At 66.3% G+C, this 13,650-nt stretch carries 16 protein-coding genes and 1 pseudogene; 9 read left to right on the top strand and 8 right to left on the bottom strand.

Annotated features, from left to right (window positions below; all coding sequences use genetic code 11):
- Window positions 1-139: 139 nt before the first annotated feature.
- Window positions 140-808, bottom strand: a complete 669-nt coding sequence (locus tag VML93_RS38425; RefSeq protein ID WP_349256600.1) for a MerR family transcriptional regulator — start codon at window positions 806-808, stop codon at window positions 140-142.
- A 239-nt stretch (window positions 809-1,047) separates the two neighbouring features.
- A complete protein-coding gene (locus VML93_RS31425) occupies window positions 1,048-1,410 on the bottom strand; it encodes a metalloregulator ArsR/SmtB family transcription factor (protein WP_325616624.1) in 363 nt (120 codons plus the stop codon).
- A 94-nt stretch (window positions 1,411-1,504) separates the two neighbouring features.
- Between VML93_RS31425 and VML93_RS31420 the strand changes: the two genes are divergently transcribed.
- Together VML93_RS31420 and VML93_RS31415 are read left to right on the top strand one after the other, a co-directional pair.
- On the top strand, window positions 1,505-3,463 hold the full coding sequence (locus VML93_RS31420) for a heavy metal translocating P-type ATPase (protein WP_325616622.1): 1,959 nt from the start codon (window positions 1,505-1,507) through the stop codon (window positions 3,461-3,463).
- Window positions 3,464-3,517: 54 nt separating this feature from the next.
- Window positions 3,518-3,774 (top strand): annotated as a pseudogene (locus tag VML93_RS31415) (VapC toxin family PIN domain ribonuclease); the annotation flags it as partial.
- A 31-nt stretch (window positions 3,775-3,805) separates the two neighbouring features.
- Here VML93_RS31415 and VML93_RS31410 read toward each other — a convergent pair.
- Window positions 3,806-4,720: an oxygenase MpaB family protein gene (locus tag VML93_RS31410; protein ID WP_325616620.1), complete on the bottom strand. Its 915-nt coding sequence runs from the start codon at window positions 4,718-4,720 to the stop codon at window positions 3,806-3,808.
- A 79-nt stretch (window positions 4,721-4,799) separates the two neighbouring features.
- Between VML93_RS31410 and VML93_RS31405 the strand changes: the two genes are divergently transcribed.
- Window positions 4,800-5,498 carry a TetR/AcrR family transcriptional regulator gene (locus tag VML93_RS31405; RefSeq protein WP_414686499.1) on the top strand — a complete coding sequence of 233 codons (699 nt, stop codon included), beginning with the start codon at window positions 4,800-4,802 and terminating at the stop codon, window positions 5,496-5,498.
- Here VML93_RS31405 and VML93_RS31400 read toward each other — a convergent pair.
- Window positions 5,431-5,979 (bottom strand): hypothetical protein, encoded by a 549-nt coding sequence (locus tag VML93_RS31400; RefSeq protein ID WP_325616617.1) that lies wholly within the window; start codon window positions 5,977-5,979, stop codon window positions 5,431-5,433. The genes VML93_RS31405 and VML93_RS31400 overlap by 68 nt on opposite strands.
- Before the next feature lie 6 nt (window positions 5,980-5,985).
- Window positions 5,986-6,567, bottom strand: coding sequence for a VOC family protein (locus VML93_RS31395; RefSeq protein WP_325616615.1), 582 nt, complete (start codon window positions 6,565-6,567; stop codon window positions 5,986-5,988).
- A 103-nt stretch (window positions 6,568-6,670) separates the two neighbouring features.
- Between VML93_RS31395 and VML93_RS31390 the strand changes: the two genes are divergently transcribed.
- From VML93_RS31390 to VML93_RS31380, 3 genes are read left to right on the top strand one after another with little or no spacing between them, the layout of a single operon-like run.
- The gene (locus tag VML93_RS31390) at window positions 6,671-7,318 is read left to right on the top strand and encodes a TetR/AcrR family transcriptional regulator (RefSeq protein WP_325616613.1); all 648 of its coding nucleotides are present in this window, start codon (window positions 6,671-6,673) and stop codon (window positions 7,316-7,318) included.
- The gene (locus VML93_RS31385) at window positions 7,315-8,448 is read left to right on the top strand and encodes an alpha/beta hydrolase (RefSeq protein ID WP_325616611.1); all 1,134 of its coding nucleotides are present in this window, start codon (window positions 7,315-7,317) and stop codon (window positions 8,446-8,448) included. The genes VML93_RS31390 and VML93_RS31385 overlap by 4 nt, the downstream gene beginning before the upstream one ends.
- Window positions 8,439-9,392, top strand: a complete 954-nt coding sequence (locus VML93_RS31380) for a 2-hydroxyacid dehydrogenase (protein ID WP_325616626.1) — start codon at window positions 8,439-8,441, stop codon at window positions 9,390-9,392. The genes VML93_RS31385 and VML93_RS31380 overlap by 10 nt, the downstream gene beginning before the upstream one ends.
- Here VML93_RS31380 and VML93_RS31375 read toward each other — a convergent pair.
- Window positions 9,373-9,792, bottom strand: coding sequence for a type II toxin-antitoxin system VapC family toxin (locus VML93_RS31375; protein WP_325616609.1), 420 nt, complete (start codon window positions 9,790-9,792; stop codon window positions 9,373-9,375). The genes VML93_RS31380 and VML93_RS31375 overlap by 20 nt on opposite strands.
- Complete coding sequence (locus VML93_RS31370; RefSeq protein WP_325616605.1) at window positions 9,789-10,037, bottom strand: FitA-like ribbon-helix-helix domain-containing protein; 249 nt, start codon at window positions 10,035-10,037, stop codon at window positions 9,789-9,791. Before VML93_RS31370 ends, VML93_RS31375 begins: the two co-directional genes overlap by 4 nt.
- A gap of 90 nt (window positions 10,038-10,127) precedes the next feature.
- On the opposite strand from VML93_RS31370, the gene VML93_RS31365 reads away from it, so the two are divergent.
- The 3 genes from VML93_RS31365 to VML93_RS31355 all read left to right on the top strand — a co-directional run bounded on the left by VML93_RS31365 (window position 10,128) and on the right by VML93_RS31355 (window position 13,076).
- Window positions 10,128-10,289: a hypothetical protein gene (locus VML93_RS31365; RefSeq protein ID WP_325616603.1), complete on the top strand. Its 162-nt coding sequence runs from the start codon at window positions 10,128-10,130 to the stop codon at window positions 10,287-10,289.
- The gene (locus tag VML93_RS38760) at window positions 10,286-10,771 is read left to right on the top strand and encodes a PIN domain-containing protein (protein WP_414686498.1); all 486 of its coding nucleotides are present in this window, start codon (window positions 10,286-10,288) and stop codon (window positions 10,769-10,771) included. Before VML93_RS31365 ends, VML93_RS38760 begins: the two co-directional genes overlap by 4 nt.
- 121 nt (window positions 10,772-10,892) lie before the next feature.
- Window positions 10,893-13,076 carry an acyl-CoA dehydrogenase gene (locus tag VML93_RS31355; RefSeq protein WP_325616599.1) on the top strand — a complete coding sequence of 728 codons (2,184 nt, stop codon included), beginning with the start codon at window positions 10,893-10,895 and terminating at the stop codon, window positions 13,074-13,076.
- 147 nt (window positions 13,077-13,223) lie between these two features.
- On the opposite strand, the gene VML93_RS31350 is transcribed toward VML93_RS31355, so the two are convergent.
- Window positions 13,224-13,565 (bottom strand): hypothetical protein, encoded by a 342-nt coding sequence (locus VML93_RS31350; protein WP_325616597.1) that lies wholly within the window; start codon window positions 13,563-13,565, stop codon window positions 13,224-13,226.
- Between the last annotated feature and the right edge of the window lie 85 nt (window positions 13,566-13,650).

Here is a 13,650-nt window from a genome sequence, read left to right as displayed (position 1 = left end):
GTCTTCTAGGACGCCCATACCGGGAACGCCGCCCATGGCTTCACGCATCGAGGCCCCCGACCGGGAATGGCAGTGGGTAGCAAGGGCTGCCGGCATACGCGATCAGACGCAGCCCGCATCGAGCGCAGCCCGCAACTCGTCACGCACCGGTGGTGAGTTCGACAAGTCTGGCGTCGACCTCGGCCAGCCTGACCCGCGCGCGGGCCCGCAACCCTGCATCAGTCCGCTGGCCCGCGCGAAGGTGGCTGACCTCCAACAGCTCCGCGACCTCGTCCAATGCGAAACCCAACCGCTGTGCTGCCTTGATCACCCGTAGCACCGTGACTGTGGCGGGCGGATACATGCGATGACCACCAAGCGTTCGATCCGGCTCATGCAGCAGACCCCGCCGCTCGTAATAACGCAACGTCTGCACATTCACACCGGCAGCATGAGCTACCTCACCGCTACGGAGCCCGCTCTCGGTCACGGCGCAAGCCATTTGAGCCCGCGTCGTCAACGCGTCGAGCACCGCGACCTGCGCAGGCGGGACCTGGACGAGCAGACGCTGGCCGTCAGAAGCCGGTACCAGGTTGAAGGTGAAAAACGAGCAGCACTCGGTTTCCCGCGCGGTCAACTCCAGCACCCGGGCAGCGAGCTCGTCACCGCCATCCAGTGTCAACCAAACAGAAGTGGCATCCGCCCGATCGACCGCGACCACGCAGTCGCGGAACAGGTCATCGAACTCCGCCACCCGCAGCGGCTGCTCCGCCGTCGGCAGCGTGCACGGTGCCGACGTCCAGTCCGGCAGATCATCATCTACCCTCACGGATTCACGGTAAACCCGTACCGAGATAGCGAATGCAACCCCCAAAATCGGCAGGAGATGCCCTGCGCCAATCGCAGAGCGATCATCAGGAGTGCCACCCGCGCCACTCACAGGCCACCGAAACTGCAATGTTGTATCTGGACGACCTGGGTGCGAACCCCAGCAAACGCGGGGCACCCCTCGCAATCTTCAACCGGACAAGACACTCCAGAGGCCGGAATTCATGACGTATTTCAGGATCAGGCGGTCACCGGCGGGGTGTCGGTGATCCCGCTACCGACGTGTTCGACGTGGTAGACGGCTTCGTCGAGCAGCATGGCGACATGGCTGTCGTAGAGGCTGTAAACCACCGCGCGGCCCTTGCGAGTACCGGTGACCAGGCCCAGGGCGCGGAGCAGTCGCAGTTGATGCGACAGCGCGGACTGTTCCATGTCCACGGCGTCAGCCAGCTCGGAGACCGAGCAGGCGCCGTGTCGTAGCCGGGTCAGAATCCGCAGCCGGCTGGGCGTTGCTAATGCCTGCAGCGTGGTGGCCACCGATGCCGCCGAGTCGGCATCTAATTGCGCGGGCGGCGTGGTCCGCCCTTCTACTCCGTGACCCATGATCTGCATCGTATCAGCTCTGTACAAATGAAGAGATCTTCATGTATTCCTATATAGTGCTGGTTTCCTGCTCCGATCTTTCGAAGGTGACCTGATGTCGTCTGATGTCCTCGACCGCGACGCAGTGCAAATACCTGGGCGCCCGGCGGCGGTCCGCACGCGGGCGTTCGTGCTGCCCGAGGTGCGGTGGGCGGCGGCGGCGACGGTGTTGTTCGCTCTCGGGTTGGCCGCCCAGTACGGCAGTGCTCCGGCGCTGGTGTGGTGGGCGTTGTATCTGGCGTGCTATGGCGCCGGTGGGTGGGAGCCGGCGCTGGCCGGTATACAGGCCTTGCGTCGCAGAAGCTTGGATGTGGATCTGCTGATGATCGTGGCGGCGATCGGCGCGGCTGGGATCGGGCAGGTCCTCGATGGTGGGCTGTTGATCGTCATCTTCGCCACTTCCGGTGCGCTGGAAGCGTTTTTGACCCAACGCACCGCTGATTCGGTCCGCAGCCTTTTGGATCTGGCCCCCGAACGCGCCACCCGGATGAGTGCCGATGGTGAGCAGATTGTGAATACGGCGAGCCTGACGGTGGGCGATGTCATCCTGGTACGGCCCGGGGAGCGCATCGGCGCCGACGGGCAGGTCATCTCCGGCGCCAGCGACGTCGATCAGGCGTCGATCACCGGTGAGCCGCTTCCAGTCGTCAAGCAGCCCGGCGACGAGGTGTTCGCCGGCACGCTGAACGGCACCGGGATGTTGCGTGTGCGGGTGGACCGCGCTGCCACCGACACGGTGGTCGCCCGCATCGTGGCCATGGTTGAAGAGGCTTCGGCGACCAAGGCCAAGGCGCAGCTGTTCATCGAGAAGGTCGAACAGTACTACTCAATCGGGGTGGTGGCCGCCACCTTAGCCGTGTTCGCTATTCCGCTGACACTGGGCGCCGCGATCCAGCCGGCGCTGCTACGGGCGATGACATTCATGATCGTCGCCTCGCCGTGCGCCGTGGTGCTGGCGACCATGCCGCCGTTGCTGGCCGCCATGGCCAACGCCGGCCGACACGGCGTGCTGGTCAAGTCGGCGGTGGTGATGGAACAGCTCGGCTCAGTCAGCACAGTGGCGTTCGACAAGACCGGCACCCTCACCCGTGGCACACCCACGCTTACCGACGTCCGGCCCCTCACCGGCACCGGGCTGGCCGCCGACGAACTGCTAACGCTGGCCGCGGCCGCCGAACATCCCAGCGAGCATCCGCTGGCAGCGGCCGTCGTCGCGGCCGCCCGCGAGCGCGGGCTGACCTTGCCGATGATCGAGGCGTTCGAATCCGCCCCCGGCTGCGGCGTGCGCGCCGTGGTCGCCGGCCGCCGGGTCACGGTCGGCAGCCCCACGCAACGGCAACCTCTCGACACGTCGCCCACTCGCCACCATGCTGACGCGGTGGTGGCCGAGCTCGAAGCCGACGGCAAAACCGCGGTGGTCATCACCATCGACAGTGCCACTGTCGGTGTGCTGGGACTCGAGGACCACCTCCGTCCGGATGCCGCAGCCACCGTTGAAAAGCTGATTGAGTTGACTGGCACAACACCGGTGCTGTTGACCGGAGACAACCCCCGTGCTGCGGGGGGACTCGCGACACGGGTCGCGATCGACGATGTCCGCGCGAGCCTGCTGCCCCAGGACAAGGTCGCCGCAGTGCGCGACCTTGCGGCCGAGGGATCCCGGGTTCTGCTGGTCGGCGACGGCGTCAACGACGCCCCCGCACTGGCCGCTGCGGACACCGGAATCGCCATGGGCCGCGCGGGTTCCGATCTCGCCCTGGACACTGCCGACGCGGTCGTGGTCCGCGATGAACTCGCCACGATTCCGAAGGTCATCGCCTTATCGCGGCGTGCCCGCCGCGTGGTGATCGCCAACCTCGTCGTCGCGGCCACCTTTATTTCCGTGTTGGTGACTTGGGATCTGCTCGGTCACCTACCGCTGCCGCTCGGCGTGGCTGGCCATGAAGGCTCCACCGTTGTCGTTGGTCTAAATGGCATGCGGCTGTTATCGCGCCGAGTCTGGCAGTCCCTGTAGTACCACCACCTCCAATGCGCGGACGCGTGCCGCGCCTCCGGGCAGGCCCGGCTATTGGCCTGGGTGAGCCTGGTCTGGATGTGCACCGAGCGCGGTATCGGGCTGTGGCAGGGCGTCACAGCCCACTATCTTCCGACGGGTCCGGGCCCACGAAACCTCGCGCTGCTGCGGAGACTTTGCGACGATGCGTCGGGCGACCCGATACCCGACGCCGTGCATCGCGGCCATCGCCGTCGAGCATCACTGCGACGTGCTGGCCCCAGGACCGGAAATTCGCCCGGTTCAGCTCGGTCCGCCACATTCGCCCGTAGATCTGATAGGGGGTCGGTCCTCAGACCGCCCTCAGACCAACGGCCGACCCGTCCGGATCCGGCGGTCTAAGTCCCACAGCATCAGGTTGAACGGAAATTGCCTGACAATGCGCGGCAGCATGCCGTTCACGCTGGCCAGCACGGCCATCAGCCGGTCGAACCGTCGTTGCTTGACGGCATCCCACGGCAGCCGCATCTCGTCGCGAAACCGTTGCGGCAGAAACCCGGTGGTGATGAACAACGAGGCGCCTTCGGAGAGCTCGCGCAACCGGCGCGGCAAGCGCACGCCCCGCACCCGGGACGCGGCGATCGGATACAGGTAGTCGCGCACGGCATCGTCGATGTGCACCTTGTCCAGCGACTCCTGCCAGTACTTGTCGAAGGCGGCCCGATCCGCCGGCCACATCTCGGCCGGCACCTGCAACGTGGTGCCCAACGACACGGCCTGCTGGTGGAGGCGATCGGCCTCCTCGTCATCCAGCTCACCGACGAATGTGCGGTAGAAATCGATGCCGCCCTTGTGAATACAGGCGGCTACCCACAGCTGCAGTTCCGGATCGAACGCGTTGTAGGACACCGGGCTGTCGGGCGTGGAGTAGACCTGTGCGTGCGAACGGTTGACCGCGCGGCGGAAGGCAGCCTTCTGCGTGTCGGTGCCCGCGTTGGCCACCGCGATGTAGGTGAAGGTGGTGCGCGCCCGCTTGATGGGATGACGGTCGATTCGTCCGCTCTCGACCCGGCTCTCCATCACGCCGTACCCGACGCCCGGCTGCGAGAGCTCCATGATCACGTTGGCCGGGCCCAGCAGCAGCGCCATGCCCATCAGGCCGGACTCGCCGACGAGGCGGCGGCGGCGACCGGTTCCGGTCCGCTGCGGCCGGGGCGGGTCCGCCAGCGGGCGTTCGACATGGGGAATGGGCTGATGGACCGTCTGTTCCATCGTCATCGTTGACCTCCGGCAGTCGCCCGCTAATTGTGAGAACGAATGTTTCCTAATATGAGCGGTACCCTACCCTGGTGTCGAGATGGTGTCCATGACTCCCCGCGAGCGCCCCTACCGTGGTGTGGACGCCGGCGAGCGGCTGGCTAAGCGCCGCCAACGGTTTCTCATCGCAGGCTTGGACCTGCTGGGCGCCGACCAACAGGACATGTCCGCGCTGACCGTTCGCGGCATTTGTCGCGAGGCCGGCCTGGCCACCCGATACTTCTACGAAAGCTTCACCGACAAAGACGAATTCGTCGGCGCGGTCTTCGATTCGGTGATCGCCGATCTGGCCACCACCACCCAGGCCGCGGTAGCCGCGGTACCGGCGCACGAACAGAGCCGGACCGGGATGGCCAACGTCGTCCAGACCATCGCCGGCGACACCCGCATCGGTCGCCTGCTGTTCAGCACCCAACTTGCCGACGCCGTGATCGTGCGCAAGCGCGCCGAGTCCAGTGCACTGATGGCGATGCTGGCCGGCCAGCATGTGGTGAGCGCGCTGCAGACGCCGGCAAACGACCGCCTCACGGCGGGAGCGCACTTCGTGGTCGGCGGCGTCGTGCAGACCATCAGCTCGTGGCTGGCCGGCGACGTGCGGCTGGAGCCCGATCAGCTCGTCGATCAGCTGGCAACGCTGCTGGACGGACTGAGCGACCCGGGCCTGTACGGCCTCACGGAAAAAGCGGCAGCTGCCAGAGCCGCATCCCGGGGTGCAGCAGCCACAAACGCGTCATCGTGAGTCGCATGATGCGCTGCGCGCCGTTGATCATGAAGATCCCCAACGGCACTTCGATCAGCAACGCCGTCACCGCCGCCAGCCCGAGGTCATTGGGTCCCGCGGTCATCAGGTCGAACCAGGCGTCGCAAATCAACAACACCCCCGAGGTGAAGGCCGCGAACAGCAGCACCTGGCGACGCAGGTAGCCCAACAAGGCCGTTGCCAGCATGAACCCGACCAGCAGCAGGTCGAAGCCGACCCAGGTCAACGTCCAGTTGTGGGCGACGTAGTTCTCCGGCAGCGTCAGAGACAGATACACCAGCCAGGGAACCATGGCGATCGAGCAACCGATCATCAGGCTCAAGCGGATGCGCCGGATCCGACCGAGCAGCACCGGGTCGATCACGTCGGCCAGCGGTTGCTCCAGCCGGCTGATCAGCTCCCGACGTTGCTCCGGAGTCAGCGCCGCGATCTGGGCGTCGGTCAAAATCGCGCCGGTCATGGCGAACTAGCGCCCGGCCGCCACCGGGGGCCGGCGGTCGGCTGCGGTCTTCGGCGCGGTTGTCGCGTCGCCTTCGGTGAATTCCTTTACCCAGCAGGCAAATTCCAGCGTGATCCCGTCGGGATCCTGGAAGTAGAACGAGCGCACGTAGACGCCCGGATGCACCGTCGCGGACACCTGCCGCTCACTCTCGTCGTGGTTGAGCACCGGACCGACGCGCACGCCCTTGTCCTTGAGTCGCTGCCGGTACGCGTCGAACTGCTCGGCCGGTACGTGAAATGCCAGATGGTTCATGGTGCTTACCGCGCTGGTGATGTCGCCGATGCCGGGGATGGCTCCCGGTGACGAAATGCCGGGCACCCGGTCGGGTGCGTCGGTGAACCAGAAGAACGCCACGCAGTCGCCATTGCCCGCGTCGAAGAAGAAGTGCTGGCCCTGGCCGCCGGGCAGGTCGAGCGACTTGATCAATGGCATGCCGAGGATGTTGCTGTAGAAGTCCACGGTGCGCGCCATGTCCGAACACACCAGCGCGACGTGATTGATTCCGCCGAGCTGGAACTCGGTGTTGGTGTTGTGCGGCTTGATCATGCTGCGGCTCCCATCGGTCCCCGGCGGCCCCACGGGGTCCAGCCCTGGCCAAGATCTGGATCTGAATCTAACATCAGATTCAGTTTTGTCCAGGGAGGTTCAGGTGTCGACCGCGTCGAAAGCAACCGAGGAGGACCGCTCCCATGCGCGGTTCCCGACGCACCGCGGCCGGCGGACCTCGGCAGCCATCGATGCCGCCGCACGAAGGGTGGTGGCGCGCAAGGGAATTCTGGCGACGACGATCGCCGACATCGCCGCCGAAGCGGGCCGCTCGGCGGCATCGTTTTACAACTACTACGACTCCAAGGAGGCGATGGTCCGTTCTTGGGCGCTGCGCTTCCGCGACGAAGCCAACCAGCGGGCGCTGTCCGCGACCCGGCACGGCCTGTCCAACCGCGAACGTGCCCACGAGGCCGCCACCGCGCACTGGCACACCTACCGCAACCGGCTCGCCGAGGTGATCAGCGTCTCGCAGTTGGCGATGATCAGCGACGACTTCGCGCAGTACTGGGCCGAGATGTGCGCGATCCCGATCTCGTTCATCGCCGAGACGGTGCGCCGCGCTCAGGCCGAAGGCTACTGTCCCGACGACGATCCGCAGCTGGTGGCCGAGGCGATCGTGGCGATGTTCAACCAGTTCTGCTATATCCAGCTCAGCGGGTCCCGCCCAGCCGACGACGAGGCCTGTATCAAGACCCTTGCCAACATCTATTACCGAGCCATCTACAGCCAGGAGGATCGCTCAAATTGACTGGTCATGCCTGTCCGCCGGGGGTTATCCGCGAGTTTGTCGGGTTGCCGTCGGCCACCGCCGGGCGCGCCGGTGCCGGCGGGCACCCCTGCCAGGGGCTGTATCACCGCGGGGTGGGACGCAAGCCCAAGGTGGCGATGATCGCCACGCACTACCAGATCGACTTCTCCGAGCACTATCTTGCCGACTACATGGCCTCCCGCGGGATCGGGTTTCTGGGCTGGAACACCAGGTTCCGCGGTTTCGAGAGCAGCTTCATGCTGGACCACGCGCTGGTGGACATCGGGGTCGGGGTGCGCTGGCTGCGAGAGGTTGCGGGCGTCGAAACCGTGGTGCTGCTGGGCAATTCGGGGGGCGGATCGCTGATGGCCGCCTACCAGTCGCAGGCGGTCGACCCGAATGTGATTCCGCTGGAAGGCATGCGGCCCGCGGCCGGGTTGACGGAGTTGCTCCCCTGCGACGGCTACGTAGCCACCGCCGCGCATCCCGGGCGTCCGGAAGTCCTCACGGCCTGGATGGACGCCGCCGTCGTCGACGAAAACGACCCGGTGGCAACCGATCCCGATCTCGACCTGTTCGACGACCGCAACGGGCCGCCGTTCTCGGCGGAGTTTCTCGGTCGTTACCGCGCCGCCCAGATCGCGCGCAACCACGCCATCACCGATTGGGCCGAAACCGAGCTCAAACGTGTTCGCGCCGCGGGCTTTTCCGACCGGCCCTTCACCGTGATGCGAACCTGGGCCGATCCCCGCATGGTCGATCCCAATATCGAGCCGACCAAGCGCCAGCCCAACCTGTGCTACGCGGGCGTCCCGGCCAAGGCGAACCGCTCCGCGCACGGCATCGCGGCGGCCTGCACGCTGCGAAGCTGGCTGGGCATGTGGAGCCTGCGGGTGGCTCAGACCCGGGCCGAGCCGCATCTGGCCCGCATCGCCTGCCCGGCTCTGGTGATCAACGCGGCGGCCGACACCGGGGTGTTCCCGTCTGACGCGCAACGCATCTACGACGCGCTGGCGACCACCGACAAAGCGCAGGCCTCGATCGACACCGATCACTACTTCACCACCCCGGGCGCGCGCAGCGAGCAGGCCGACGCCATCGCCAAGTGGATACACAAGCGGTGGCGCTAAGAGTCCTGGCCCACTTCGTCCCCGGTGCTGGGGTCCTCGATTTTGTTGCAGCCGAATCGGATTGGCTTGACATCCGGTGGTGCGCCGAGGTTGACGACGTCAGCTTCTACCGGGAGTTGCCGGACGCGGAGGTGATTTGGCATGTGCTGCGGCCACTCTCGGGAGCCGACCTGCGGCTGGGCTCGCGCCTGCGACTGGTGCATAAGCTCGGGGCCGGGGTCAACACCATCGACGTGGCGGCGGCTTCCGAGTGCGGTATCGCCGTGGCGAATATGCCCGGCGCCAACGCGCCGTCGGTGGCCGAGGGCGCGGTGCTGCTGATGCTGGCCGCGTTGCGTCGAATGGTTTCCCTGGACCGTCTGGTCCGCGAGGGACGCGGGTGGCCGTCGGACCCGTCGCTGGGCGAGACGGTGCGCGATATCGGCGGCTGCACCGTCGGGCTGATCGGCTACGGCAATATCGCCAAACACGTTGAAGGCATCGTGGCGACGATGGGCGCCACCGTGCTGCACACCAGCACCCGCGACGACGGGCGGCCCGGGTGGCGACCGCTTTCGGAACTGCTGGCCGCCAGCGACATCGTCTCCTTGCACCTGCCGCTGACTGCCGACACGCATCATCTGCTCGACACCGACGCTTTGGCATCGATGAAACCTGGCGCCGTGTTGGTGAATACGTCGCGTGGCGCTGTGGTGGATGAAGCCGCACTGGTCGATGCGCTGCGCGGCGGGCGGTTGGCCGCGGCGGGTTTGGATGTATTCGAAGTCGAGCCGGTGGCGGTGGGCAATCCGTTGCTGGGCTTGGACAATGTGGTGCTGACGCCGCATGTCACCTGGTACACCGCCGACACCATGCGGCGTTATCTGGCTGAGGCGGTTGACAATTGCCGCCGACTGCGCGATGGGGAGCCGCTGGCCAATGTGGTCAATCAGCCCACGGATTGACCAGGCTCACGCTTGTCGCCTCGAAATGTCGGGTATTGCGTGTCGCAAGAACGGCATGCCGGGCAGTAGCGATACCGGCAATCTGCACGTCGCGGATCTCGACCGGCTGGCCGGCACGCTGGACAGCCGCCGCAATGGGACCTGCGGCGAGAGCCGCCGGTTGGTCGAAGGGCTGCACTCGGCCCTCGAGGTCCTCGGCAAGGAGCTGTGAAAATGCCTGCTCGAGGCGCTTACGACGCCGCCCGCGTTCCAATAGTTCAATGCCCGTTCGGATTTCAAAGACGGTAACCGCGGTCGTCCAGATCGACTTGGCCGGTTGCTCATCGAGCCAGTGCACGACAGCCGGATCGGATGCCTGTTGCATCAGCGCGGAGAGCACGTTGGTGTCCAGCAGAATCACGAGTCGAATTCCGCGGGCCGGACGGGTTGCCCGCGCAACTCGGCGATTTCTTGCTTCAGACCGACGCCTTGAAAGCGGGACGCGATGCGGGACCCCAGCTTTGCCGGCGGCTCGTCGACCTCGCGCACGGCGTTACGCAGGATTTCGCGGACTTCCTCCTCGGTGCTGCGCCCATGCTGCCGGGCCAGTCGCTGAAGTTTGCTCTTGGTGTCGTCGTCGATCTGCCGGACCAGGATCTGCGCCACCGGTGAATGCTATCATGATAGCGTTAAGCGCTCTGGTCGCCGGTCCCACAACTGAACTGACGTCACGTGCCCCCACCGTAGACTGACACCATGTCCGACATCGACCGTCCTGAAGAGCCGGTTCTGCGGATTTACCCGCCCGACGAGGCAATTAAGCGCGCCCGGCCACTGCCTTCCCGCGAGCGTCTGGTCGTCGAGGATGTGCCCGAAGATGACTGGGCCGCCTTCCAGGAGGCGTTGGCTGACACATGACCTACGCCCAGTCGTCGGGCGTGGTTGTAGACACGATGGTGATCAGCTGGTTATTCAGTGACCGCCCCAACCTGCTCGCCGGGCGATGCCGCAAGCTGATTGGTCCACAACCAGTCCTGCTTGCGTTCCAGACCGTGATGGAACTCCGTTATGGGATTCTGCGTGCTGGTTGGGGCCAACTGCGACGCCGACGCTTCGAACATCGCATCGCTGAGCTGGCCGTCATTCGGCCCGATGACGAAATGATCACCACTTGTGCCAATCTGCGTGTCCGTTGCGCACAGATCGGGCATGCGCTTGGCAACAAACTCCATGATGGCGATCGGTGGATTGCAACGGCGGCGATGCGACTCGGCGTACCACTGGTCTCCCGTGACGGCGTGTTCAACGGAGTGCCTGGTCTTGACCTGATCACGCTACTGGCGACGAGTAGCAACTTGTACCCGGTTAGATCCGAGAGCTTGCGCCCCAAGCACTCATGACTGACCGCCGCGGCCGCCCTCTGGGCGGCCACTCTCGTCAGCCAACCGACCGGTTGTTAGCTTGGAAAGTGCTTGGCCGAACCAGGCCCCGAAGAGCAGCCGAAAGCATGGAAGGCGACCAATGCCGATCGCGATAACTCCTGAACATCAAGACCTGGCCGATTCGGTGCGATCCTTCGTGGCGCGGGTAGCGCCGCCCGAGGTGTTGCACGACGCCATGGAAACGCCGGTCGAGAACCCGCCGCCGTACTGGCAGGCCGCGGCCGAACAGGGCCTGCAGGGTGTGCATCTGGCCGAATCGGTCGGCGGGCAGGGTTTCGGGATCCTCGAACTGGCCATCGTGCTGGCCGAGTTCGGCTACGGCGCGATTCCGGGGCCGTTCGTGCCGTCGGCGATCGCCAGTGCGTTGATCTCCGCGCACGACCCCGACGCGAAGGTGCTCGCCGAGCTGGCGTCGGGCTCGGCGATCGCCGCCTACGCGCTGGACTCGGGCCTGACCGCCACCCGACACGGCCCCAACGAAGAGGTATTGGTGGTCCGCGGCGAAGTCCGCGCGGTTCCGGCCGCGGCCCAGGCCTCGATCCTGGTCCTGCCGGTGGCGATCGACAGCGGCGAGGAGTGGGTCGTGCTGCGTGCCGAGCAGCTCGAGATCGAGCCCGTCACGAGCATCGACCCGCTGCGGCCCATCGCCCATGTGCGGGCCAACGCCGTCGAGGTGGGCGACGACGTCGTGCTGAGCAACCTCAGCATGACCGCCGCGCACGCACTGATGACCACGCTGCTGTCCGCCGAGGCCATCGGAGTCGCGCGCTGGGCGACCGACACGGCGTCGGCCTACGCCAAGATCCGTGAGCAGTTCGGCCGACCGATCGGGCAGTTCCAGGCCATCAAACACAAGTGCGCGGAAATGATCGCCGACACCGAGCGCGCCACCGCCGCGGTGTGGGACGCCGCACGCGCCATCGACGAAGAAAGCGAGCACGTCGAGTTCGCGGCTGCCGTCGCGGCGACGCTGGCGCCGACCGCCGCCCAGCGGTGCACGCAGGACTGCATCCAGGTGCACGGCGGCATCGGCTTCACCTGGGAGCACGACACCAACGTCTACTACCGCCGGGCGCTGATGCTGGCCGCCTGCTTCGGCCGTGCCTCGGAGTACCCGCAACGGGTGGTGGATACCGCGACCACCACCGGCATGCGCGCGGTGGACATCGACTTGGACCCCGACACCGAAAAGCTAAGGGCCGAAATCCGTTCCGAGGTCTCCGCGCTGAAGGCGATGGATCGCGAGCCACGTAAGGTCGCGATCGCCGAGGGCGGCTGGGTGCTGCCGTATCTGCCCAAGCCGTGGGGGCGTGCGTCCAGCCCGGTCGAGCAGATCATCATCGCCCAGGAATTCACCGCCGGACGGGTCAAGCGGCCGCAGGTCGGCATCGCGGCGTGGGTCATCCCGTCGATCGTCGCGTTCGGCACCGACGAGCAGAAGCAACGCTTCCTGCCGCCGACCTTTCGCGGCGAGATGATCTGGTGCCAACTGTTTTCCGAGCCGGGTGCCGGGTCGGACCTGGCCGGGCTCTCGACCAAGGCCACCCGGGTCGCCGGCGGCTGGCGGATCACCGGCCAGAAGATCTGGACGACTGCCGCGCAGTTCTCGCGGTGGGGGGCGCTGCTGGCGAGAACCGACCCGAGCGCCCCGAAACATAACGGCATCACCTACTTCCTGCTGGACATGAAAAGCGAAGGCGTACAGGTCAAGCCGCTGCGCGAGCTGACCGGCCAAGAGTTTTTCAACACCGTCTACATCGACGACGTGTTCGTGCCCGACGAGTGCGTGCTCGGTGAGGTGAACCGGGGCTGGGAGGTCAGCCGCAATACCCTGACGGCCGAACGAGTTTCGATCGGCGGCAGCGACAATAACTTCCTGGCCACGCTGCCGGAGTTCGTCGAGTTCGTGCGGGACGGCCAGTTCGACCAGATCGCGCACCATCGCGCCGGGCAGCTGATCGCCGAGGGTCATGCCGCCAAGGTGCTCAACCTGCGGTCGACACTGCTGACGCTGGCCGGCGGCGACGCGATGCCGTCGGCGGCGATCTCCAAGCTGCTGTCGATGCGCACCGGTCAGGGTTACGCGGAATTCGCGGTGGCGTCGTTCGGCACCGACGCCGCGATCGGCGGCGCCGACGAGCTGGCCGGCAAGTGGGGCGATTACCTACTGAGCAGCCGGGCCACCACCATCTACGGCGGCACGTCGGAGGTGCAGCTCAACATCATCGCCGAGCGGCTGCTGGGTCTGCCCCGCGACCCGTAAGCCCCCGGCTGGTAGCGCAAGGCCGCAAACGAGTCCGTGCCGACCTGACAGATGTCAGATCGGCACGGATCTCCCCTTGATGTGGGGCGGCCGGCCCGACTAAAGGCCGGCTATGCGGGCCGGCCGGCCCCACGAGGTCGCTGTGGCTCACCACCACCAGCTCCACCATGGCGACCAGGGCCGATAGCCCTGACCCGGGGGACCCCAGCCACCATTGCCCCAACCAGGGTGCCCCCGGTAGCCGCCCCAGCCGCCGTGGCCCCAGTTGCCGCCGTGGCCGCCGCCGCCCCATCCGTGGCCGCCGCCACCGTGGCCGCCGCCACCTGGGCTGTCAGGAAGAATGCCGGGGCCGCCGGGCCCAAAAGTCGCGAAAGTTGTAGCTCGTGCGGGGGCGGCCTGCGCTATCGCGACGCCGCCGAACAGTAGCGCTCCGGCCAGCGCACCGGCACCCACCGCACCTGCGGCCGCGCCGCGAACTGAACGCATCATCAGGAGAATCCTTTCAAGTCACTAGAGCAATTCCTAGGCAAACGATAATTTCCACCAAAACTAACGCTTCAAACATGAAATTATT

The sequence above is a fragment of the Mycobacterium sp. genome, from assembly GCF_035499775.1.
Taxonomy (GTDB): Bacteria; Actinomycetota; Actinomycetes; order Mycobacteriales; family Mycobacteriaceae; genus Mycobacterium.
The sequence above is the reverse complement of the archived record's forward strand: the minus strand, read 5'-3'. Positions and strand labels throughout refer to the sequence as shown.